Origin of the sequence: Butyrivibrio sp. FCS006, from assembly GCF_000424525.1 — a bacterium.
Taxonomy (GTDB): domain Bacteria; phylum Bacillota; class Clostridia; order Lachnospirales; family Lachnospiraceae; genus Butyrivibrio.
On sequence record NZ_KE384203.1, the window covers coordinates 544,529 to 567,341 of the forward strand.

Below are 22,813 nucleotides of genomic sequence, written 5' to 3' on the forward strand. Positions count from 1 at the left end.
TCCACCTCACTCAAATTTCTTTACAAAACCGTCTGCTTCTTCATAACAGTTCCAAAGGGCCTCCCTGCCTGAGGCATTGGGATCTCCTGTCTTAATAAAGTCGGTCCAGTACGTGATCATCTCCCGGGACAGGGCATAGTCTTTTTCTTCCAAAGGTCTCCAGCAGTATTCAAGGCTTCCAAACACATACCAGAGCTCTGCCGAGTGAAAAGAGCCTGCATCATCCCCGGGCATCTTACGGTCAAAATAGTATACATAAGCTTTTCCGCCATTGTCCGAAACTTTGCCTGCATAGGATATATTGGCAAGATGCATGGGATTGTTATCAGCTCTTTTCTCCGCATTCCCCTCAGTTGTAATGTCATCACCGTTGCACCCAAGGATATATGGGATTTTTAGGTAATGCCCCTCATCCGTAAGCTTATCAAGACTGTCTGTCAAAAGTTCTCCGTCCAAAACAGGCACAAAGGGCATTCCTTTCTTTTCCTGAAAACTCCTGCCTATGGTAGCACCTATCTTCTCGATCAAAACATCAGAGGGAGTGTTTATGAGCTTATCAAGCACATTCCTTTTGTCAGAGGCATCTGCTCCAAGCTCTTCAAAGAGCATCTCAGCGATCTCTGCTGCCTTATCAGGGGTCCTAAGCTCCCCGAGAGGATTTTTATAACCTCCTCCGCTCTGCAGTATCATTCCACTGACAAGTCCCTCAAGCCGTCCCGAAAGAGCCAGCGCCTGAAGGCTCATCGCACCTGCCGACTGTCCAAAAGCTGTTATTTTATCCGGATCCCCTCCGAAAGATGCGATATTCTCTTTTACCCATTTGAAAGCCATGAGCTGATCCCAAAGTCCATAATTTCCGCCGGCTTCATTTTCTCCATTAACAGCAAGATATGGGTGACACAAAAAGCCCAGAGCTCCGAGTCTGTAGTTTAAAGTTACTATGATAACATTTTCCTGCACAAGTTTATCACAGACAAATGGAAGATTACTGCCTGCACCTGAAAGAAAAGCGCCTCCGTGAACATATACAGCTACAGGAAGTTTTGAATCTGCATCTGCATTCTGTGGTACCCATATATTCAAATACAGGCTGTCTTCACTCTGCGGAACATCAAACTCAGGATTTGAGTAAAACTCCTTATAATAAAAACCACCTCTCTGAGGTCCCTGCAACGACCTGTCGCGGAAGTGGTCTGCCTTGTATACGCCCTGCCATTTATCAGGCTCTATAGGCTTTTTAAATCTTAAATCTCCGATGGGAGCCTTGGCATAAGGAACTCCCTTATAAACTATGCATCCTCTCTCACGGATGCCCTCAATTTCTCCATATTTAGTCTTAACAAGCATATATATTTCCCCATTTATCAGATTTTGTTCTGCTGCCTGAATTCCTGTGGTGTCATTCCGGTATGTTCCTTGAAGGTCTTGGTAAAATATGACGAGTAGGTAAATCCGACTCTGTTGGACACATCAGTAACCGAAAGCGAAGTTTTTGAAAGAAGCTGCTTGGCAACGGCAATTCTCTTTTTAACTATGTAGTCACTGATAGCCAGACCGGTTTCTTTCTTAAATATTCTTCCTAGATATCCGCTGCTGACATGCACCATGGCAGCAAGTTCATCCCTCTGTAGATTTCCCACAGAGAGATTTTCAGCTATCAGCTTTTTAACGGTATCAACAATGCTCTCAGGTGATTCAACCGCGCTATCCTCGGCAAGTTCCGAGAAATCCACAGATTTTTCCTCAAGAATGATCTTTTTCTCAATGCGGGAGATTATCTCCTCAAGCTCATCGTAGGGAATAGGTTTTAAAAGATAATCTTCTACCCCGAGGCGCAGAGCCTCCTGAGCATACGCAAATTCCGCATGCCCTGTATAAAACACAGCCTTTACTCCGGGCTTATTTTCCCTAAGCCACCTGATCAGCTCAATGCCGTTTCCGTTTGGCATTTCAATATCGGTTATCAGGATATCAATCGGATAAGTCTTAAGCATTCTTACTGCTGTATCCTTGCTGTGGCACTTATAAATTTTTTCAACGTCCAGTTTCTCCCAGTTGACGCCCTCTTCAAGGCCAAGTAGTGCCGGTTCCTCGTCATCTGTCAACAGGATGTTAAATTTCTTCATAGGTCATCATCCCCAAAACTATCATTCATTGTAATGCACGGAATTCTGATGGTGGTAAATGCACCATCTTCGTTCTTAAGTTCAATTTGTGCCTTATCGGCATATATCAGTCTAAGCCTTCTGATGATATTGGTAAGGCCCACATGTCCCTCATCGCTTACATCCTCAAGGTCCGCATTAAGGACATGATCAGGATATCCTGCTCCATTATCATGGACTGTGATCATCATGTATTCCTTATCATCATCTGCTTTGGCTCTTACTTCTATAACAGAATTTTTCTGAGATGAAAATGCGTATTTGACGGCATTTTCAACGAAGGTCAGGATAATAAAAGGAGGCACCAACGCACTTAAAAGTTCATCAGGAATATCAATATCCATCCTGATTTGCTTCATATACCTTATTTCCTGGATCTCCATGTAGTATCCAAGCTGCTCCAGCTCTCTGCTGAGCTCAACCAGTTCTCTTGTATCCTGGAACATATACCTTGAGTAACTGACTATAGCCTTTGATAATCTCTGTATTGTCTCAAAGTCCTTGCGCTCTGCAAGCGAATAAATAATGTTTAAAACATTGGCAAAAAAGTGTGGCTTAAGTTGCTGCTGAAGATACTGCATTGTAGCCTTCTGTGCTTCAAGCTCCATCTCATACTTCTCAATCTTAAGCTGCCCCAGCCTGCTGCTCATGTGGTTAAAAGCCCTCACCAGAACATCAAGCTCTTTTATAAAGAATTCCTCATCTACCGTGGCATCAAGATCTCCCTCTGATATCTCGTTCATTTTATCCGAGATGGTCTCGATGGGCTTTTCAATGTTTTTCCGCAAAAGAACTATGGACAGAGGGAAGAGAAGCATTATTAAGATTGAAACTATAAGGAACACCATATCAAAGGTGAACGTTTCTTTTAATATATCCGCCCTTAACGTAAGCGAGCCAAAATAGTAATTTCCCTGCCCCGAAACGTATCCGGTCTGAAGATATCTTTTCCCGTTAACGGTTATATATCTTCCCTCATTCTCCGAATTTATTGTGCAGTCCAAAGGCGCCGACGAGAATATAATATTCCCGTTTTCATCTGCAGCAAAAGAGATGCTCTCCTCATCGAAAGAAGCCCTCCCCAGCGTGTTTAGTATCTCTCTTTGAGAAACTCCGACCACCAGGTAACTTCCGTTTACCTTAAGGACTCTGAGCATCTGATTGCCATAATCACTGGGCCAGATCATATATCTTTTTATCCCTGACATATTTCCGTCTTCAAGATAGTCTGACAGAGTCTGCTTGATCTGGTTTCTGACCTTTATGTCTTGATCTCCTCCGACCTCAAGCCATTTAAATTCATCTTCCCTGTCGGTATAAAGCATAATGTAATCTATCATTGCCGACCAGGTCCAGATACTTTGAAGTGACTTAAGGACCGCTGATCTTGCGCTTAAGAGCGAGAGCGGATCTTTTTCGTTTTTCAGGGAGTAGTATAGCTGCGAAGTGGATTGTGTCGAATCGCTGTATAGCGCTTCATTTACAAAGCCGTCAACCATTTGAAGAGAGTTCTCTATACCAACCGCCGAGATGGTTATACTGTTTCTGATCCCGTTCTCTGTCCGAAGTGTAATATTCCTTACAAGAACAGTGTGCAGGATCAAAAACATCGACACAAAAAGGATCGTCGTAACAAGCCAGTATTTTCTTAACCATCTCTGCAGTGATGTCTTTCTCACCGTAGTCTCCTCTTAAATCAGCCTTTTACCGCTCCAACTGTAAGTCCCTTCATATAGTACTTCTGGAAGAACGGATAGAGAACAGCCATAGGTATCATACCTACAACCGCAACTGCCATACGAATTCCAAGTGTGGGGATATTGCTCTCCATTGCTACGCTTGATGCATCTGCTGACTGGGAAAGGTACTGCACGTTTGTGAGCATGTTGTTGAGCAGCGCCTGAATACCGACAAATTCTTTATCTGTTATGAAATAAAGGCTGTTCTTCCAGTCATTCCAGTACATAAGAGCCTTCATAAATCCGATTGTTGCAATGATGGGTGTACTAAGGGGCAGTACAATCTTAAAGAATATCCCAAACTCAGTCATTCCGTCAATTCTTGCGCTCTCAAGAATCTCTTTTGGAATATTGTTGGCAAAATAAGTTCTTGTGATCATGATGTGGAATGCATTACAGAGCATAAAAGGAACGATCAGTGCAACAATTGTGTTTTTAACATGGAACATACTGGTCCACATCATATAACTTGGAACAAGTCCTCCGGAAAAGAGCATTGTGAAAAGGACGTAAAAACTCAGCAGTCCTTTTCCCGGAAGGCCGGGTACTGTAAGTGTGTATGAGATCATGGTTGTAATAACAACACTGATCAAAGTACCGATAAGCGTAACAATTATAGTTATAAAATATGAGTGGAAAATACTTCCCTCACCAAATATATATTTGTACGATGTAAAATCAAAATTTTTGGGGAATATCGAATACCCATACTTCATTATATCAGCTTCTGCAGTGATTGAGGACATAACAAGAAGGGCAAGCGGAAATACCACCAGTATTCCCATGATGATCATTACCACATGGGCTAAAATCTGAAAACCTGTATCTTTCTTAACCATTTCGCGCCTCCAATCAGAACATTGCGTTTTCTTTGCTCAGCTTTTTAACCAGAGCATTAGTTATAAGAACAAGGGCAAATCCCACAACCGACTGATAGAAGCACGCTGCTGCACTCATTCCCATATTCGCTGTGTTCATAAGTCCTCTGTAAACATAAGTATCGATAGTCTGTGTAACATCTACGATAGCGCCTGAATTAAGGGGCACCTGATAGAACAGACCAAAATCCGAGTTGAATATCTTGCCTACTGCAAGAATTGTAAGTGTAATGATAGTCGGTATCAGGCAGGGAATCGTGATCTTTGTAAAGCAATGCCATCTGCCTGCACCGTCAAGGCTTGCAGCCTCGTAAAGTCCGGGATCAATAGCCGACATATTCGCGAGGTACAAAATACAGTTAGTTCCTGTGATCTGCCACAAGTGCACGAAAGTCAGAAAGAACGGCCACCATTTCTTTTCACTGTAAAAGGCTATCGGCTCAAGCCCCATGGGCTTTAATATATGCATGTTGATGTAGCCTGTGTCTCCCGCGAGGATCGCATTTACCAAGTAAGATACGATGATTATGGACAGAAGACTTGGGAAAAGAATGAGCGTCTGATAGACCTTTCTGGACATATTGCTCTTAAGTTCATGGAGAAGGTAGGCTACTACAATCGCAAGAACCGTCCCCAGAATTATGAACACCAGGTTATAAAGAAGGGTATTTCTCGTCATGATCCAGGCATCAGAACTCTTAAACAGGAATTTGAAATTATCAAATCCCACTTTTTTGCTGCCAAATATTCCGCCTTTGACAGTGTATTTCTCAAAGGCCAGTATCAGCCCTCCCATCGGAATGTAGTTGTTGATAAAAAAGTACACAACCGCCGGCAGTGCCATTATATAGAATGGAAGATATTTTCTAATTTGTTTCCATATATTTTTCTGTTTCATTTTCAAACCTCATCTGTACTATCTAAAAAGCACCTGTTTTTGGGTAAAAAAAGGGCACAGCACAGCTTTCACTGTAATCTGCGCCCTTAAATCTCAGTTTATTCTGTTCAGCTGTTTCTTACTGTGCAAGGAAAGCGTCGAGCTGTGCCTGCTTCTCTGCAATCACTGTGTCGAGTCCTGCACTCTTAAGTTCATCAATGAACTTGGGAAGGTCAGTCTCCGGATCAAGTGCTCCGCACTCAAGTCCGATCTGGTATTTGCTGCATACGTTGTCGAGCTGTGTGATCTCGTTTGTTACGTTCTCTGTGTTGAAAGAGAATCCAAGTGCTACTGACTTGGGAGAATTGTTGTTGCTCTCTAAAAGAAGCTCAGAATAATCAGGGTTCTCTCCGGTCCAGCGGATCGCGTTTGTATTGTTGATCGCGCTTCCGAGGTGATATGTGCAGGATGAAGGATCCTGTCCCTCAAGGTAACATCCCATACCGTTTTCATCGAGCTGATAGTGAACTCCCTCAATACCGTACTTGATAAGTGTTCCGAGCTCGGGATCTGTGAACCAGAGGTTCAGGAACTTAACTGCAGCCTCAGGGTGCTCAGAGTTGGACATAACCGTATATGTTACGTTGTTGTATGTTCTTGATACCGGATCACCGAGCATTACTACATCAATGTCCTTCTGGCAGGTAGTTGACTGATAGAACGGTGTGTTGAAATCTGTCTGACCAAGAGTTGAAAATGCTGCATCGTTCTTGGTAAGAGCTGTGAAGGAATCTGTCTGTGTCTGGATATCCTTGTTGGTGTAGCCGTTTACATACCAGCTGTGCATCACATTGCAGAGCCCTGCATACTCATCTGTCTCAAAGAGGTCTACTACATCTTTGGTCTTGCCGCCATCCATAAGGACTCCGTATACATTGCCGAGAGTGTCCCATGTTCCATAGTTGAAGTTTGCTGCCTGGTTGCCGTTGTTTGTTACAAAAGGTGTCATGTCAGGCTTTGCTTCCTTTACAGCTGCAAGCACTTCGCCCCAGTCCTCAAGGGTCTTAACATTTGCAACCATATCCTGAAGTCCGAGTTCCTCCACCACATCCTTGCGGTAGATGATACCCATGTTCCATGCATAAGAAGCATAGATCGGAATCGCATACTGAACGCCTTCAACCTGGCCGCCCTTAAGGAATTCTCCCTCCGCAGCGATGATGTCCTGTCCGTACTCGGGAAGAAGATCTGTCAGATCATATGCAGCTCCCTGGGAAACAGCGTTGAGATATCCGCCGTAGTTGACGAGGACATCCACATCCTCTGTTCCGCTGAGGAAAAGTGAGTACTGCTGGAACCACTGACCCATCTCATAGGTCTTGATGTCAAGCTCAACACCGATCTTCTCGGTAGTGATCTCATTGACCTTCTCAAGGACAGTTGCGATATCATCGGTCTTTCCTGATGTGGGAAGATACATTGTGATCTTTTCAATCTCCTTACTCTCTGACTCCCCTGCGCCACTCTCTGTGGCAGCATTTGTTGCTGCTGGTGTGGAATCTGATGTAACCCCCTCATCAGAACCGCAACCGGCGAGAATTGTTCCCGCCATAACTGTGGATAACAATAGGCTTAAAAATTTCTTTTTCATTTCCTTTTCCCTCCTGTTGATAGTCTCAATTCTACTCAACCGGAAATTAAAAAAATATCAAAATCGAAACCTCAATTTATAATTTGAGAACCTGTTATTATAAATTTAAAAGAGGCTGTGAAAATGATTTCTCATTCTGCACAGCCTCTGTATATCAGTGTTTTTCTCAGTCCTGCATTCTGGTAAATACCAGCTCGTAACCGTCATCTCCGTAGTTAAGAGATCTGTTTACTCTACTGATTGTCGCTGTAGAAGCTCCGGTCTTCTCAGCTATCTCAAGGTATGTCTTCTTATCTCTGAGCATTGAAGCAACTTCAAATCTCTGTGAGAGCGATAAAAGCTCATTTACTGTACACAGATCCTCGAAGAAGCTGTAGCACTCCTCTTTATTTTGCAGGCAGAGTATTGCATCAAACAAGTGATCAACAGCATCTGTTCTGATTTTTTTGTTCATTTCTGTCCCTCCAACTGATCTGATTTGCTATTAACTATATTCCGTTAATAATGCTTTCATGCTTAAATATTTTATCACGCTAAAACTTTAAAGTAAAGCCCGACTCATATATGCTTTTTCCATGTCATTATTTGTTATATAATAAGATTAATATTTTGCGTTATTATGTTTATTTGATTGTTGTATATAGTTAGCGCCTACATTTCTTGACGAGGAAGACGTATGAAGGACGTTAGTTTTTACGATATAGTCATTTCAAAAAAAGACCAGAGAATAGTTTCAGCAGATGCTTGGATCTACGACCAGCTTGGTAACTACGCAGTTAAGCCCATGAACGAAATGATAGCCGCGGAGGATATGGAAATCTATCAGAATAACATCAAAAACTGCGACGGCAACTGGTACCCCAGTAAGATAATCTGCCATCATACCATGTATTACACCTACATGAAGGCGGCAAAAGAAAACGAAAACTTCATAAGGCTTACTATTGTGAATGCTGCAGACCTTTTAAATGCTCACAGCTCTCTTATGAGAGTCATAAATATATTCCAGGCTCAGCTGGATATGTACGAGGATGTTTACTTTGTATATACCCCGGGCGAGGACAATATCAGTGTTTTCAATACAGAAGTTTCTGATTTCCAGTCAAGGCTCTATTCTCCGGAAGAATTCGAAAAAATCCTTCTCTCCAGAGCAGAGGGTGAACAGATTGACAGTGTAAAAGGCTTTATCACTCAGGTTAAATCAGGTGTTGGCAGAAGTACCACCACCGTAAAAGGGAACCTCTTAAATGATGATCCCGATGTTACACATACCGTCCTGGATGAATCCTTTGTTTTCTATGACAAGGATACCAATGGCGTAGTTGGTCATATTCAGCTTTTAAGAAGCAGCGGAGCTGTAAAGATAAACAGCATCAAGCACGATTCAATGACCGGGCTTCTTGATAAAAGTGATATCCTGAGGATCGCCAAAGAAAGGATTGACGACAGAAGGCTTGAAGGCACTGCCCTTGCGATCATTGATATTGACTTTTTCAAATCAGTAAACGACACCTTTGGCCATCAGTTTGGTGATGAAGTCATCAAAAGAACTGCCAGCATCATATCAAACGAGATCGACACCGATGGTATTTCAGGGCGATTCGGAGGCGATGAGTTCCTTGTTGTTCTATACGATATCTCTTCAGAAAAAGAGCTAAGGGCTAAACTCAGGGCTATTAAAAACAAAGTCACCTCCACATTCCCGGATAAGGGAATCGACAAAGACAATCCTCTTTCTGTTTCTATAGGTGCAGCAGTTTTCCCTAATGACGCAGATAACTACGATGATCTGTTTGAACTTACCGATCACTGTCTGTATCTTGCCAAGGAAAAAGGCCGAAACAGATATATCATATACACGCCTGAGAAACACGGAACTCTGGAAGAAATAAGGCAGAAGCAACAAAATACCCGAAAGATCAACGAAAGAGATAACTCCTATGGCGATGTCATCGTCAAGATGTTCAACATGGCTCTTCATGACAAGGACAGCACCGTAGAACAATACATGTCAGAATTTGCCGAGGCTTTTGATCTTCAAAACGTCATGCTGTTTGTTGGAGAACCCTTTAAATACAGATGTTCCGCCGGAAGTAACGCTATAACAGACAAAGTCGCAACAGACTTCGTTATAAATCTATTAGATAGTCCGGAGCTGGAACAATACTTTGCCCTCGACGATTTCGTTGTTATAAACCGCCTTGAAATGCTTCCGCCTTTTGCCCATAACATCAAGGAATTCCTGACTAAAAGAGAGACTTACTCCATAATTTACACCAGGTTTTTCGACAAAGATAACAGAAAATGCATATTCATCATTTCCACAGTCGGAAAAACTATTTTGTGGAACCAGACACACTTTAGATATTACAGGGCTTTCACTGACCTGCTATCGCTCCATTCTCTCGGCTGAAATTGCTTTACTTTTGACCACTTATGTGATATCGTAAATATGTTGTCATAGACAACATAACATTTTATTTTTTTATTTTTATTGGAGGTATTACGATGAACAAAGGTACTGTTAAGTGGTTCAACAACCAGAAGGGTTACGGCTTCATTTCTGACGAGGCTGGAAATGATGTATTCGTACATTATTCAGGACTCAACATGGAAGGTTTCAAGTCTCTCGAAGAGGGCGCTTCTGTAGAGTATGATGTAATCCAGGGCGAAAAGGGACCTCAGGCCGTAAACGTAAACAAGCTTTAATTCAGAGTAACTAAAGCATTTAATCAGACTACAAGGTGCCTTATTCTAAAATAGATTTATTTTGAATTTGCAATATTGTAACAATGATTAATCATAAGAACCATCTGGTGTAGACCAGATGGTTCTTTTGAGTTTTCTTATAAATTTCATTTACAAGCTTCTATTACTTCTTTCATCTTAAGGCTTCCGCCGAAGATATCAAGCGCACTTCCCACCGTGGCATCAACCTTTCCGTTTCCAAGCCTTTTCAAAAGTTCTATATCACTGCAGCTCTTTATACCACCCGCGTAGGTCACAGGCTTTTTGGCCCATTGTCCAAGGATTGTGGCAACGTTTTCTTCTATGCCTTCCTGTTTACCTTCCACATCTGCTGCATGGATAAGAAATTCATCGCAGTAGTCCGAAAGGTCATCCATGGTGGCTGCATCAAGTTTAACATCAGTAAGCTTCTGCCATCTGTCAGTGACTACAAAGTAATCATCTTCCACTTTCTTACAGGAGAGATCCAAAACCAGTCTCTCTTTTCCTACTGCCTTAACCAGCTTTTTAAGATTAGTCTTGTTGATACGACCATTTTTAAATACAAAAGATGTGACTATTACATGGGAAGCTCCGGCTTCTATAAACTCTAAGGCATTTTCATCCGTAATGCCTCCGCCAATCTGTAATAGCCCGGGAGTTGCTGTAAGTGCCGATATTCCCTGCTTTTTAGTCATCTCATAGGAAGGACTTCCCTGAGGATTAAGCAGAATGATATGGCCACCAAACAGTCCCAGTTCCTTGTACATTCTGGCGTAGTAATCAGCGCCTCTTGCAGACACGAAGTTCTCAGAAGCACTATCTCCTTCATCTTGTAGGCTCGATCCGACTATCTGTTTAACTTTGCCGTTGTGAATATCAATACAGGGCCTGAATCTCATGTATCACAAACCTCACTGAAGTACATCGCTCATATCGTACATTCCTGCGCTCTTTCCTGCCAGGAACTTGGCTGCCTGAATGGCACCCTTTCCAAAGATAGCTCTTGAATATGCTCTGTGAGAAAGCGTTACGACCTCGTCGTGACCGGCAAAGATAACATCATGATCACCAACGATGGTTCCGCCACGGACTGCAGAGATTCCAATCTCTTTTACAGGGCGTTTTTCTCTTCTTGTGCTTCTATCGTTAACATATTCATACTCATTGTTCAAAGACTCATTGATCGAATCAGCCAGAGCAATAGCTGTTCCCGAAGGAGCATCAAGCTTCTGGTTGTGGTGCTTCTCTACGATCTCAATATCAAAGCCTGCTGCTGCAAAGAGAGGAGAAACCTCCTTAAGCACTTTTATAAGTGCATTTACACCTACAGACATGTTGGCTGACTTAAGAACTGCAACCTTGGATGAAGCCTCTTTTACCTTATCAAGCTGCTCAGCTGAAAGGCCTGTTGAACAGAGAACTACAGGAATCCCCTTATCTGTGCAGTAGTCAAGAAGTCCATCCACTGCTGATGCATTGGAGAAATCAACGATTACATCTGCATCTATATTGCACTCTGAAAGGCTCTTAAATACAGGAAAATCGTAAGTATTCTCGCCAAAAGCATCTACACCTGCAACTACCTGAATATCCTGATCTTCCTTGCAGAGATCTACGATCACATGACCCATACGGCCGTTACAGCCGTGCATTATCATTTTAACCATCACTTAACCTCCAGACCGAACTTTATCATCTCTTCCTTAAGCTTTTCCTGATTCTGTGGTTCCATCTCTGTGAGAGGAAGGCGAAGCGGTCCTGCGTTAAATCCGATCATCTTAAGTGCTGACTTAACAGGGATAGGATTAACTTCTGAGAAAAGAGCTTTTACCAGAGGATAAGCCTTGAACTGAAGCTCACGAGCTGCAGCAAAATCGCCGTCCAGGCACTTCTGGCAGATCTCGTGTGTCTGTCTTGGTGCAACGTTTGAAAGAACTGAGATTACGCCAAGTCCACCAACTGACATGATTGGAACGATCTGGTCGTCATCACCTGAATAGAGGTCGATTGCGCCTTCTGCAAGCTGCATCATCTTGATGGTCTGGGAAATATTTCCTGTTGCATCCTTGATGCCGACGATGTTCTTGTGCTCTTTTGCAAGCTTGACAGCTGTCTCGGGAAGGATGTTGCATCCTGTTCTGCTGGGTACGTTGTAAAGAATGATCGGAATATTTATAGCATCTGCAATGGCTGAGAAGTGAGCAATAAGTCCGCCCTGAGTAGCCTTGTTGTAATATGGAGTTACCTGAAGAACACCATCTGCTCCGTACTCCTCTGCAAGCTTTGAAAGCTCGATTGCTGTCTCTGTGCAGTTAGAACCTGTTCCGGCGATGACAGGGATTCTCTTTGCCACCTTGTCGATACAGAACTTAACTACTTCCATGTGCTCTTTTTCTGACATGGTTGCTGCCTCGCCTGTTGTTCCGCAGACGATGATGGCATCTGTTCCGTTTGCGATCTGGAATTCGATCAGTCTCTCGAACTCCTCGTAATTAACCTCTCCATTTTCTTTGAACGGAGTCGCGATGGCAACTCCAGCACCCTTAAATATAGCCATATTTTCCTCCTTCTGTGAACAAATTAGATAAAGAAAGGCTCATCAGATATTCTGATGAGCCGCCAAAAGCCTAACAAAAAATAGCCATAATGATTAAGCTTATTGATAGCGCCCCATCTTGCGATGACAGTCATACAGCTCTTAACTGTATGCCCAAGCATTCAGATTACAGGTCACTGAACCTTTCGGCATATTTACCTTCCACTTCGTTTCACCTGCTCCTGTAGCATCCGCGAAGTTACTCATTAAATATGCAACCTCTATCTAATGTCTTATGTGTTTTTTAAATAGTACAACGCAGGTCAATAACCTGTCAATACATAGGCATTTTTTACCATAAAGTCAGCATTAAATGATCGGCCTTAAGCTCCTGTAACAGTGACGTTTTCTATCTTTACGGCACTTGGAATAAGAGTTGTGTCATACTGCTTAAGCTCTTTTGAGAGTCTTACATTCTTTATAAGGTCTGAGAGAGTTCCGGAAACAGAGCCTCCGCTTACAGGTGTTACCTTATCTCCCTCATGCCAGTAAGCAAGCCTTATCTCTCCTGCGATGTCTCCTGTTATTGGGTCCACACTGAAGTCTGAGAACTCAACGGGCTCAAGGTAGTTGCCACACCTGAGTTCGCTCTCTGAAAGTGATCCGCCTTCAGCAGCGAAGTTACTTGCTATAAAGGAATCCGTAACGCCGAGGTAGTATCTGAACTGAGCATCTCCCCAGAAGTTCTCCGGAACGTTTTCCTTTAAGATATACATGTCACGTATCGCTGCGCCCTGAGAATCTACAGGTGCATTATATGAGGAGTTGGGAAGCTCTTTTACTGCCTTGATGGTGAAAGTATCACCTTCTACATTTTCGCAGATGGCCTTACCCTTCTCCCAGTCTGAGTATCCGCGGTACTTAAAGGCTGCGTGCATCTTCATGGCAAACCACTTGAAGATCTCTACCGCATCAGCCGTTGTAAAAAGAACTGTTGCCTTATCCAGTGCTGGTGTCGGAACCGTTACAAGTCTGTCCTTACCAAAGCTTAGGGTCTTCGAGATCTCTTTTACCAGATTGTCCTTATCACAGGTTCCTGAAGTATACATGCGATAGAGCTCAATCTCGTGCTTATCGTTCCTTGCGTTTACAACGACTTCTACCGTCGAACTGGGATAGCTGACTGTAACATCAACGCCCTCTGAGTTTACGTATCTTCTTGTGTTGCTCTCTGCAAAGATCTCGTAGGAGTTGATGTCCTCGCCGGAAGTCTCCGGAATCTGCTGCATAGCTTCGATGAAGTCCCTGGCCATCTGTGCCGGGTCAAACTTCTCTCCGCCGCCCTCTACCTTCTTTTTGTTGAGCTCGTAGTATGGGTTCTTAACATATTGGGCTCTCTCGTAGAGATCGGCTATTATCTTCTTAGCTTCCTCTTCAGACGCTGTGGGTGATATCTCCTGAGTTGCGCTTCCAAGGAATTTCCCATCCTCAAGCTTTCTGTAAACTGTGACATCGATATGCTCGACATCACGAACTCTGTTCTGGTCCAGCTCATGCTTTATAAAGTAAAACTCCCAGGCGCTTGTGCATTTATCTGTAACTTCAAAGCCGTCAACACCCTGAGCTTTTAAAAGTTCAATTATTCTATCTGTCATTATCTGTTTCCCCTTTTATCCAAGTTTCGCTACGGCTTTAAGATACGGGCCTCCGTCAACGGTCTTGACCCATTCCTTGTGTCCTTTACCGCAGGCGCCGTTTCCATGGGATTCGTAGTCTGTGCTTGCCATGGAAATTGAGCCTAGAAGATCGGGCACATATCCGGTCATGATAACAGGTGAAACAACCTTGCCTGTGAGCTTACCGTCAATGATCTCGTATCCTCTTGCCACGATGCACTGAATTCCCCAGTGCTTGGGATCCTCCATACCTGAATCCATTCCGTCAAGAAGATAGCCCTTCTTAACGCTCTTTATCATCTCTTCCTTGGTTGAAGTTCCGGAATCAAACATAGTGTTGGTCATTCTGGTGTAAACTTTGTGCTCGAAGTTCTCTCTCTTGCCGTTTCCTGTGGGCTTTGTTCCGAGCCTTAAGGCAGCGAGTGCATCACAAACACCGGTCTTAAGGATACCCTTGTCGATCTCTACAACGTCGCCTGCAGGAGTTCCCTCATCATCAAAGGCATAGCTGGTAACGTCTCTTACGCACTTTGCTCCCTCATGCATGGTAACAATGTCTGAGCCGACTCTCTTACCTAAATACTCTGCTCCGAGAGCTCTCTTTTTAACAAACATATCCATCTCAACACCGTGGCCAAAAGCCTCATGGGCAATGAGTCCGGAGATCTCGGGAGTTGTGATGATCTCGTACTCGCCGGGGATCACATGGTCGGCACCCAGAGTATCATTAAGTCCTCTAAAGCTCTCTTTTACCACCTCTCCCATTCCGTCAAAGATCTCAGGTCCCAGCCTGTCAGAGATTCCGCTGAAGGACTGGTCACTCTTACCATCTCTTGCTCCGATGATGAATGCTGCACCTTCTGAATAAACATAGCTCTGACGAAGATCCTTATTAGCTGTAAGGAACATCTTGCAGATATGAGTTGACTGAGCCACGCAGTTGCAGTCGATAACTTCATCGGAAAGGGCTACGCCTTCGTCGCTGAATTTCTGGAGCTTGTCAACCAGTGCTGAGATATCTGTCTCCTCAGGTAGTGAGCCTGTCTCCATCTCCACATAGAGCTCCTGCTTCTCATCATCGAGCTTGGGAGTGTTGTAGATTTCAGACTTAGTTGCCGCAAGGACTGACAGCTGGGCATCAAGAACGCCCCTCACTTCAGCCGCCATGTCTTTTGCCCTGTCAGGATCAAATCTGTTAAAAGAGTATTCGCTGTAAAGGCCGTCCTTGTAGACCCTGATGACGTTTCCTCTCTCAGTGGTAAGTGTCGATCCGCTCACGGACTTAACGCGCTGTGAAACCCTGACATTAAAGCCAACGGAATCCGTTGAAAGAACGCTTACATAGTCATAACTCTTTCCAAGTTCTGCTATAAGGTCTTTTAAACTAGGCGCGATATCATTTAAATATGTTGAAAATTTCGCCTTCATTTTTTCCCCTTTTCTTTCACAAATTGGTTACTTTTTGCGCAACCATGCTTAATTTTATCACAAAAGGCCCTTGTTTTCTGTGAAATTTTTATGTTGAACATGTAATACTTGCGTGCTATAATTCCTTAGTTTGAAATGGATGTGTTTTTTCTATATTAAGGAGACAAAAGATTTATGAAGCAGACTAGAAATGATGTAAGAAACGTAGCGATCATTGCTCACGTAGACCATGGTAAGACAACTCTTGTAGACGGACTTCTTCGTCAGAGCGGAATCTTCCGTGAAGGCCAGGAGGTTGTTGAGCGTGTTATGGATTCCGGCGATATTGAAAAAGAGCGTGGAATCACCATCATGTCTAAGAATACAGCTATCACATACAAAGATATCAAGATCAACATCATCGACACTCCCGGCCATGCTGATTTCGGCGGAGAGGTTGAGCGTGTACTTAAGATGGTTAACGGCGTTATCCTTGTAGTTGACGCTTTCGAAGGTCCTATGCCACAGACCAAGTTCGTTCTTGGAAAGGCTATGGAACTGGGACTTCCCGTTATCGTATGTATCAACAAGATTGACAGACCCGAGGCAAGACCTAACGATGTTATCGATGAGGTTCTTGAGCTTCTCATGGACCTTGGCGCTGATGACAAGCAGCTCGACTGCCCATTCGTATTTGCATCAGCCAAGGCAGGTACATCTTCACTTAGCCTTGATGAGGCAGGCACAGATATGAAGCCTCTTCTCGATACTATCATCAATTACATTCCTGCTCCTGTAGGCGATCCTGAGGCCAGCACACAGGTACTTATCAGCACCATCGACTACAACGAGTACGTTGGACGTATCGGTGTAGGTAAGGTAGACAACGGTGTTGTTAAGGTTAACCAGGAAGTCGTTGTTGTAAACCACCACGACCCTGAGCGCCGCGTTAAGACCAAGATCGGTAAGCTCTATGAATACGACGGACTTGGAAGAGTTGAGGTTCAGGAAGCCAAGATCGGTTCCATCGTTGCCATCTCAGGTATCGAGGATCTTAAGATCGGTGATACACTTTGCTCAGTTGATAATCAGGTTGCAATTCCTTTCCAGAAAATCTCAGAGCCTACAATTTCAATGAACTTCATTGTTAACGACTCTCCTCTTGCAGGACAGGAAGGTAAGTACGTAACCAGCCGTCACCTTCGTGACAGACTCTACAAGGAGCTCAACACAGACGTATCCTTAAGAGTTGAAGATACAGATACAACAGAGACCTTCAAGGTTTCAGGAAGAGGTGAGCTTCACCTTTCAGTTCTTATCGAGACCATGCGTCGTGAAGGCTTTGAGTTTGCAGTAAGTAAGGCCGAGGTTATCTACCACACAGACGAGCAGGGCCACAAGCTTGAGCCTATGGAGAAGTGCTACATCGACGTTCCCGACGAGTTCTCAGGAAGCGTTATCCAGAAGCTCGGCGAGAGAAAGGGTGAGCTTGTAAACATGGGTGCCGGAAACGGTGGCTACACAAGAATCGAGTTCAACATTCCTTCCCGCGGACTTATCGGATATCGTGGTGAGTTCATGACAGATACAAAGGGTAACGGAATCATCAATACAATCTTCGACGGATATGCACCTTACAAGGGAGATATGAACTATCGTAAGACAGGATCCCTTATCGCATTCGAGAACGGTGAAGCAACTGCATATGGTCTTTTCAATGCTCAGGACCGTGGACAGCTCTTTATCAAGACAGGTGACAAGGTATATTCAGGAATGGTCATCGGAACCAGCGGAAAGAGCGAGGATGTTGAGGTTAACGTCTGCAAGACCAAGCACCTAACAAACACAAGAACATCTGCATCCGATGAAGCACTTCGTCTCGTTCCACCTCGTGTAATGAGCCTTGAGCAGTGCATCGAGTTCATCGACAACGACGAGCTCCTTGAGGTAACACCTACAAGCCTCAGAATCCGTAAGAGAATTCTTGATCCTACACTTCGTAAGAGAGCAGGCTTTAAGAAGAACAACTGATAATAATAAAAGCAAGGACCGGTTAATTCGGTTCTTGCTTTTTTCTTTTATAATATGTAGTAGCCCTTGTCACCTTCTGTGATGTTTATCTGGCCTTCGCACTTTTGCGTCAGGCCATTTTTTATGGTCTCAAGGTCCGACTCTTTTACGCAGATATCAAAGCTTACATCCGCTTCATATCTTGAATCTGCGATAGCTATGTTATTCTGTCCAAGGTAATACTGGACATTATTTATCATGTTATAGCCAACGGTCAGTGTGAGCTTTTGGGAAAAGACCTTTTCCCCCACCTCAGCATCTGCAAGAGCCGCCTGTGCTGCCTGAGTGTAGGCCCTGACAAGGCCTCCAGTTCCAAGGAGCACTCCTCCGAAATACCTTGTGACAATTATCAGGGCATTGGTGATCCCTGCTCCGTTTATGACTTCAAGTATAGGCTTTCCTGCTGTTCCCGAAGGTTCGCCGTTATCGCTGCACTTTGAGATCTCGCTGTTCTCTCCTATTACATAGGCGTAGCAATTGTGCCTCGCATCCCAGTACTTCTTGGAAATCTCCGCAATTTTGGCATCTGCTTCATCTGTGCTTTCGACGTTGTAAACTGCGCCGATGAAACGCGACTTTTTCTCTACGATCTCGCCGACTCCGTCTTTAGTTATGACTTTGTAAGATTCTCTGCTCATATAAGTGAGTATACCATATTTTGAACCACTGACTCCGTCCCCGGGGGCCAAAATTTTGCCGATTCTTTTGTATGTGGTATAATAGATTGGTTTAATAGTTTTAAAAATATGCGAGGAAAGTATATGAACTATGGTAAAAGAGGTATCGTGCAGCAGGCAAGAGCGCTGAACTCCGGTACCGACAAATGGGGAAAGAAATTCAGTCTGTTCGGTTTTTATATTATGCTGGCGCTGATCCTTGGAGTAGTAATAATAGGATCAAGTGCAGGAATCGGTGTTTTCAACGGAATAAGAGACAATGCTCCGGATATTTCAAATATTGATGTTACGCCGAGAGGTTTTTCAACCTTCGTCTATGACACCGACGGCAATCAGATTGCCAAGCTCGTATCCACGGATTCAAACCGTATCCCGGTTACAGGGGACATGATTCCGGAACTTCTCTCAAAGGCCTTTGTTGCTATCGAGGACGAGAGATTCTATGAGCACAACGGTATTGATATCCAGGGTATCATCCGTGCAGGTTATGTAGGTATCACAACCCGTGATTTCTCACAGGGTGCTTCTACCATTACCCAGCAGCTGCTCAAGAACAGCGTATTCTCCGGATGGACAGACGAGACATTTCTACAGAGTGTAAAGCGTAAGATTCAGGAGCAGTACCTGGCCGTTCAGCTTGAGAAGAGAATGTCCAAGGAGGATATCCTTCTCAACTACATGAACACCATCAACCTTGGCCAGAACACACTGGGTGTACAGGCTGCATCACTTAGATATTTCAACAAGCCTGTTTCAGACCTTAACCTTTCAGAGTGCGCAGTAATTGCTGCCATCACTCAGAATCCGAGCAGGTTTAACCCCATCACCCATCCCGAAAAGAACGCCGAGCGTCGTACCAAGGTCCTTAACAACATGCTCAAGCACAAGTTCATCACTCAGATTGAGTATGACACAGCTTTGGCAGATGATGTTTATTCAAGGATCCAGAACGTCAACCAGGAGACCGGCGGAGATTCCACCATCAACTCCTACTTTGTAGATGCTCTTACCAACGACGTTATCGATGATCTTATTGCAGCAGGTTACAACGAGACTCAGGCCTACACCCTTCTCTACAGTGGCGGTCTTAAGATTTATTCGACACAGGATCCGGACATCCAGAGAATCTGTGATTCCGTATTCCAGGATGAGAGTAATTACCCCGAAGGCACCAAGTACCTTCTTGCTTACGAGCTTTCAGTACAGGCTCCTGACGGAACCGTGACCAATCACAGCAGTGAGATGTTCCAGTCATACTTTAAGCAGCAAAAGAGCTCTTTTAACATGATCTATGACTCCCATGAGTCAGCAGAAGCTGCTATTGAGGAATACAAGTCCGTAGTCATGAACGAAGGCGACGAGGTTCTGGGCGAGAAGATCACCCTGACTCCTCAGCCACAGGTTTCAATCACTGTTGAGGAACAGTCCACAGGTTATATCGTAGCCATGGTAGGCGGACGTGGTCAAAAGACTGCCAGCCGTACCCTCAACCGTGCTACCGACTCCTACCGTCAGCCGGGTTCAACCTACAAGGTTCTTTCAACCTATGCTCCCGGTATCGACAGCGCAGGACTTACTCTTGCTACAGTATTTAATGATGCTCCGTTTGCCTACGCCAACGGAACGCTTGTTAGAAACTGGTGGGGTTCATCCTACAGAGGCCTTAACACAGTAAGATCAGCCATCAGGGATTCCATGAACGTAATCGCAGTTGAAGCCCTTACGCTCATCACTCCTCAGCTTGGTTTTGATTACCTTAAGAACTTCGGATTCACGACCCTTGTAGAAAAAGAAGAGATCAACGGACAGATCTTCTCCGATATCCAGCAGTCAACGGCTCTGGGCGGACTTACCAAGGGTGTTAAGAACTTTGAGCTGAATGCAGCTTATGCTTCTATCGCCAACGGCGGTGTATACATCAAGCCCAAGCTCTACACCAAGATTGTTGATCACGACGGAAATGTTATTTTAGATAATACCTTGCCTGAATCAAAGCGTGTTTTAAAAGAGACAACCGCTTTCCTTCTGACAAGTGCAATGCAGGACGTTGTCACCAGTGGTACCGGTGGTTCTGTAAACTTCGGAACCACAGCCATTGCAGGTAAGACAGGTACAACCTCAGACTACAACGACGTTTGGTTTGCTGGTTACACTAACTACTACACAGCAACAACCTGGGCAGGTTATGACAACAACGCCAAGATGACTGTTTCAGCAGAGAAGAACCTTGCAAAGACCATGTGGAGAAAGGTTATGGAGCAGGTTCACAAGGACCTTCCTTATTCCTCATTCACCACTCCAAGCGGAATCGTATCCGCCACAGTTTGTGCAAGATCTGGAAAACAGCCTATAGCAGGCCTTTGCGACGGAACTCTCATCTCCGAGTACTTTGAGGAAGGTACAGTTCCAACAGAGAGCTGCGATGTACACTACGGCGGAACAATATGTGCTCTCGACGGACTTCCTGCTACAGAGCAGTGTCCTTTCAAGGCACAGGGCGTATTTGAACTTACACCTGAAGTTCCACCGGCACTTCAGTCAGGCTTTGTAAACTACACGCCGGGTAATTCGGCATATACAACTACTACCAATGAAAACGGAGAAACCGTTATGGTGCTAAACCAGTGTCGTCACACTCCCGAATACATGCAGCAGGAGGGCATCGAAGGCATCATCCAGGGCGAGAGGCAACTTCTCCAGGACGCAGCTGCCGCAGCAGCTGCTGCAGCAGGCGAAGGTGCTCCGGCGGAACAGCCGGCTCAGGAGACCGTGGTTGACCAGGTTCCGGAGAACGTAGCAGCAGGCAATTAAAATAAAGACCAAGGGAAACAATTCCCTTGGTCTTTTTATGAAATCAGAGAAGTGAGTCACTGGGGATGGTTCAGTTTGGCGTGAGTCAGCGGGGACGTTTCAGTTTGACTCATTTTGCGAATCAAAATGAGTCAAACTGAAACGTCCCCGCTGACTCACGCCAAACCGAACCGTCCCCCTGACTTACTTTTCTTAGATAATCTTATGTTTCCGAATAAAAATATTATAATACACCAGATACAGCAGCGATGTCACAGCCCACGTGATGGGATAGCTCATCTCTACCATCTCCAGTGTCCTGTTCATTGGGAACGCAAACAGTATCCACAAAACCCTGAGGACGCATACACCACTCATGGTAATGATCATCGGGAAAAGAGCATCTCCCATCCCTCTTAGAACTCCCGAGAAAATCTCAACACCGATATAAATCACATAAAACGGAGCCAGGAATTTTATCATCTGGAATCCGATCCTGATAACCTCTTCATTCTTAACAAATATCCTTAATATAAACTCCCCGAATACACACAGGAAAGTGCTCAGCGGAATCGTCAATATCAGTGCTATAAGCGCCCCTTCTCTTGCAGATCTTCTGACTCTGTCATAGCGTCCCACACCGTAGTTTTGTCCGGCAAAGGTTGTCACGGCAGTTCCCAGAGAATTCATGGTCATCCAGAAGAGTACGTCGATCTTGCCATATGCTGCCCAGGCGCTGGTTGCATCTTTTCCAAAGCCATTTATGGCCGCCTGGATAAGGATGTTTGAAAGGGTATACATGGTTGACTGAAGCCCTGCAGGAATTCCAATCCGCACTATCTTGCCAAGGAGCTGACCGTCAAACCTGATCTTTGTAAGGGTAAGCCTGTAGGAATCCTCGCTCCTTGCAAGCATTGTCATGACCAGAACAGCACTGATGAGCTGGCTTAAGATCGTAGCAACAGCCACACCCGTAACGCCGTATACGTCACCTCTTTTACCAAATCCAAGTCCTATGACGAACAAAAGATCCAGAATGATATTAAAGAAACTACTGATAATAAGGATTATAAGCGGTCTCTTGGAGTCTCCCACCGCCCTCAGTATTCCGGCGCCCATGTTGTAAACAAGGTTTGGCATCATACCAAGGAAATATATCCGCAGATAGATGATAGAAGCCGCTTCCTGCTCGATTGGTGTGTTCATGGTCCTGATTATCCAGGGCGATGCCAAAACGCCAATCAGGGTGATCACAAGCCCTCCTGCCATAGCCAGCGCGATTGAAGTATGAACCGCCTTCTCTACCTCTTCTTTTCTGGCAGCGCCGTAGTACTGTGAAATTACTACCGCCGCGCCGGAGGAAAGTCCCATAAAAAAGCCGACGAACAGATTGACTATCATGGCCGCCGATCCGCCCACAGCTCCCAGAGCATCGCTGCTTACTGCCCTTGAGACAATTACCGCATCTATTGTATTGTAAAACTGTTGAAAAAAGGCCCCCAGAAGAAGTGCAAAGAAATACGAGAGCATGTTCTTCCAAATGGGTCCTTCGATAATGTTGTTATTCTTCATGTTTTTTTCTATTTCTAACTCCTCGCTAACCTATTATACGAAAAT

18 protein-coding genes and 1 riboswitch are annotated in these 22,813 nt (G+C 44.4%); of the genes, 4 read left to right on the forward strand and 14 right to left on the reverse strand.

Going from position 1 to position 22,813, the window contains the following annotated elements; translation table 11 throughout:
- Nucleotides 1–6: 6 nt before the first annotated feature.
- The 7 genes from G633_RS0109640 to G633_RS0109670 all read right to left on the reverse strand — a co-directional run bounded on the left by G633_RS0109640 (nucleotide 7) and on the right by G633_RS0109670 (nucleotide 7,764).
- Complete coding sequence (locus G633_RS0109640; RefSeq protein WP_026519776.1) at nucleotides 7–1,347, reverse strand: carboxylesterase/lipase family protein; 1,341 nt, start codon at nucleotides 1,345–1,347, stop codon at nucleotides 7–9.
- A gap of 17 nt (nucleotides 1,348–1,364) precedes the next feature.
- Nucleotides 1,365–2,126 (reverse strand): response regulator transcription factor, encoded by a 762-nt coding sequence (locus G633_RS0109645; RefSeq protein WP_026519777.1) that lies wholly within the window; start codon nucleotides 2,124–2,126, stop codon nucleotides 1,365–1,367.
- Nucleotides 2,123–3,844 carry a sensor histidine kinase gene (locus G633_RS0109650; protein WP_026519778.1) on the reverse strand — a complete coding sequence of 574 codons (1,722 nt, stop codon included), beginning with the start codon at nucleotides 3,842–3,844 and terminating at the stop codon, nucleotides 2,123–2,125. The genes G633_RS0109645 and G633_RS0109650 overlap by 4 nt, the downstream gene beginning before the upstream one ends.
- Nucleotides 3,845–3,861: 17 nt before the next feature.
- Nucleotides 3,862–4,743, reverse strand: a complete 882-nt coding sequence (locus G633_RS0109655; RefSeq protein ID WP_022769611.1) for a carbohydrate ABC transporter permease — start codon at nucleotides 4,741–4,743, stop codon at nucleotides 3,862–3,864.
- Nucleotides 4,744–4,756: 13 nt separating this feature from the next.
- On the reverse strand, nucleotides 4,757–5,680 hold the full coding sequence (locus G633_RS0109660) for an ABC transporter permease (RefSeq protein ID WP_022769612.1): 924 nt from the start codon (nucleotides 5,678–5,680) through the stop codon (nucleotides 4,757–4,759).
- 118 nt (nucleotides 5,681–5,798) lie between these two features.
- The gene (locus G633_RS19300) at nucleotides 5,799–7,310 is read right to left on the reverse strand and encodes an ABC transporter substrate-binding protein (protein ID WP_026519779.1); all 1,512 of its coding nucleotides are present in this window, start codon (nucleotides 7,308–7,310) and stop codon (nucleotides 5,799–5,801) included.
- A gap of 166 nt (nucleotides 7,311–7,476) precedes the next feature.
- A complete protein-coding gene (locus G633_RS0109670) occupies nucleotides 7,477–7,764 on the reverse strand; it encodes a YerC/YecD family TrpR-related protein (RefSeq protein ID WP_022765063.1) in 288 nt (95 codons plus the stop codon).
- Nucleotides 7,765–7,986: 222 nt separating this feature from the next.
- On the opposite strand from G633_RS0109670, the gene G633_RS0109675 reads away from it, so the two are divergent.
- Together G633_RS0109675 and G633_RS0109680 are read left to right on the forward strand one after the other, a co-directional pair.
- Nucleotides 7,987–9,723 (forward strand): GGDEF domain-containing protein, encoded by a 1,737-nt coding sequence (locus tag G633_RS0109675; protein WP_026519780.1) that lies wholly within the window; start codon nucleotides 7,987–7,989, stop codon nucleotides 9,721–9,723.
- Nucleotides 9,724–9,818: 95 nt separating this feature from the next.
- The gene (locus tag G633_RS0109680) at nucleotides 9,819–10,019 is read left to right on the forward strand and encodes a cold-shock protein (RefSeq protein WP_013281837.1); all 201 of its coding nucleotides are present in this window, start codon (nucleotides 9,819–9,821) and stop codon (nucleotides 10,017–10,019) included.
- Nucleotides 10,020–10,165: 146 nt separating this feature from the next.
- Here the strand turns inward: G633_RS0109680 and hisA are convergent, their stop codons facing one another.
- The 5 genes from hisA to G633_RS0109705 form a co-directional block, all read right to left on the reverse strand.
- Nucleotides 10,166–10,939, reverse strand: a complete 774-nt coding sequence (gene hisA / locus G633_RS0109685; RefSeq protein WP_026519781.1) for a phosphoribosylformimino-5-aminoimidazole carboxamide ribotide isomerase — start codon at nucleotides 10,937–10,939, stop codon at nucleotides 10,166–10,168.
- A gap of 12 nt (nucleotides 10,940–10,951) precedes the next feature.
- Nucleotides 10,952–11,707: a 4-hydroxy-tetrahydrodipicolinate reductase gene (gene dapB, locus G633_RS0109690; protein ID WP_026519782.1), complete on the reverse strand. Its 756-nt coding sequence runs from the start codon at nucleotides 11,705–11,707 to the stop codon at nucleotides 10,952–10,954.
- Nucleotides 11,707–12,597, reverse strand: coding sequence for a 4-hydroxy-tetrahydrodipicolinate synthase (dapA, locus tag G633_RS0109695; protein ID WP_022769619.1), 891 nt, complete (start codon nucleotides 12,595–12,597; stop codon nucleotides 11,707–11,709). The genes dapB and dapA overlap by 1 nt, the downstream gene beginning before the upstream one ends.
- Before the next feature lie 98 nt (nucleotides 12,598–12,695).
- A riboswitch (Lysine riboswitch) is annotated at nucleotides 12,696–12,868 on the reverse strand.
- 91 nt (nucleotides 12,869–12,959) lie between these two features.
- Nucleotides 12,960–14,231: a metallopeptidase TldD-related protein gene (locus tag G633_RS0109700; RefSeq protein ID WP_026519783.1), complete on the reverse strand. Its 1,272-nt coding sequence runs from the start codon at nucleotides 14,229–14,231 to the stop codon at nucleotides 12,960–12,962.
- 15 nt (nucleotides 14,232–14,246) lie between these two features.
- Nucleotides 14,247–15,680, reverse strand: coding sequence for a TldD/PmbA family protein (locus tag G633_RS0109705; protein WP_026519784.1), 1,434 nt, complete (start codon nucleotides 15,678–15,680; stop codon nucleotides 14,247–14,249).
- Between the two features lie 174 nt (nucleotides 15,681–15,854).
- Here G633_RS0109705 and typA point away from each other — a divergent pair, with 174 nt between their 5' ends.
- The gene (typA, locus tag G633_RS0109710) at nucleotides 15,855–17,690 is read left to right on the forward strand and encodes a translational GTPase TypA (protein WP_022769623.1); all 1,836 of its coding nucleotides are present in this window, start codon (nucleotides 15,855–15,857) and stop codon (nucleotides 17,688–17,690) included.
- A 47-nt stretch (nucleotides 17,691–17,737) separates the two neighbouring features.
- Here the strand turns inward: typA and G633_RS0109715 are convergent, their stop codons facing one another.
- A complete protein-coding gene (locus G633_RS0109715) occupies nucleotides 17,738–18,367 on the reverse strand; it encodes a YigZ family protein (RefSeq protein WP_035771031.1) in 630 nt (209 codons plus the stop codon).
- Nucleotides 18,368–18,490: 123 nt separating this feature from the next.
- Between G633_RS0109715 and G633_RS18015 the strand changes: the two genes are divergently transcribed.
- The gene (locus G633_RS18015; RefSeq protein WP_022769625.1) at nucleotides 18,491–21,217 is read left to right on the forward strand and encodes a transglycosylase domain-containing protein; all 2,727 of its coding nucleotides are present in this window, start codon (nucleotides 18,491–18,493) and stop codon (nucleotides 21,215–21,217) included.
- 192 nt (nucleotides 21,218–21,409) lie between these two features.
- On the opposite strand, the gene G633_RS0109725 is transcribed toward G633_RS18015, so the two are convergent.
- The gene (locus tag G633_RS0109725; protein WP_035771032.1) at nucleotides 21,410–22,768 is read right to left on the reverse strand and encodes an MATE family efflux transporter; all 1,359 of its coding nucleotides are present in this window, start codon (nucleotides 22,766–22,768) and stop codon (nucleotides 21,410–21,412) included.
- Nucleotides 22,769–22,813: the final 45 nt, after the last annotated feature.

Excerpts from the sequence above, each read along its gene's own strand:
- G633_RS18015 (WP_022769625.1), top strand. The coding sequence starts at position 18,491 with ATGAACTATGGTAAAAGAGGTATCGTGCAGCAGGCAAGAGCGCTGAAC.
- G633_RS0109680 (WP_013281837.1), top strand. The coding sequence starts at position 9,819 with ATGAACAAAGGTACTGTTAAGTGGTTCAACAACCAGAAGGGTTACGGC.
- G633_RS0109715 (WP_035771031.1), bottom strand. The coding sequence starts at position 18,367 with ATGAGCAGAGAATCTTACAAAGTCATAACTAAAGACGGAGTCGGCGAG.
- dapB (WP_026519782.1), bottom strand. The coding sequence starts at position 11,707 with ATGGTTAAAATGATAATGCACGGCTGTAACGGCCGTATGGGTCATGTG.
- G633_RS0109645 (WP_026519777.1), bottom strand. The coding sequence starts at position 2,126 with ATGAAGAAATTTAACATCCTGTTGACAGATGACGAGGAACCGGCACTA.
- dapA (WP_022769619.1), bottom strand. The coding sequence starts at position 12,597 with ATGGCTATATTTAAGGGTGCTGGAGTTGCCATCGCGACTCCGTTCAAA.
- G633_RS19300 (WP_026519779.1), bottom strand. The coding sequence starts at position 7,310 with ATGAAAAAGAAATTTTTAAGCCTATTGTTATCCACAGTTATGGCGGGA.
- G633_RS0109705 (WP_026519784.1), bottom strand. The coding sequence starts at position 15,680 with ATGAAGGCGAAATTTTCAACATATTTAAATGATATCGCGCCTAGTTTA.
- G633_RS0109700 (WP_026519783.1), bottom strand. The coding sequence starts at position 14,231 with ATGACAGATAGAATAATTGAACTTTTAAAAGCTCAGGGTGTTGACGGC.
- G633_RS0109655 (WP_022769611.1), bottom strand. The coding sequence starts at position 4,743 with ATGGTTAAGAAAGATACAGGTTTTCAGATTTTAGCCCATGTGGTAATG.
- G633_RS0109675 (WP_026519780.1), top strand. The coding sequence starts at position 7,987 with ATGAAGGACGTTAGTTTTTACGATATAGTCATTTCAAAAAAAGACCAG.
- typA (WP_022769623.1), top strand. The coding sequence starts at position 15,855 with ATGAAGCAGACTAGAAATGATGTAAGAAACGTAGCGATCATTGCTCAC.
- hisA (WP_026519781.1), bottom strand. The coding sequence starts at position 10,939 with ATGAGATTCAGGCCCTGTATTGATATTCACAACGGCAAAGTTAAACAG.
- G633_RS0109640 (WP_026519776.1), bottom strand. The coding sequence starts at position 1,347 with ATGCTTGTTAAGACTAAATATGGAGAAATTGAGGGCATCCGTGAGAGA.
- G633_RS0109660 (WP_022769612.1), bottom strand. The coding sequence starts at position 5,680 with ATGAAACAGAAAAATATATGGAAACAAATTAGAAAATATCTTCCATTC.
- G633_RS0109725 (WP_035771032.1), bottom strand. The coding sequence starts at position 22,768 with ATGAAGAATAACAACATTATCGAAGGACCCATTTGGAAGAACATGCTC.
- G633_RS0109670 (WP_022765063.1), bottom strand. The coding sequence starts at position 7,764 with ATGAACAAAAAAATCAGAACAGATGCTGTTGATCACTTGTTTGATGCA.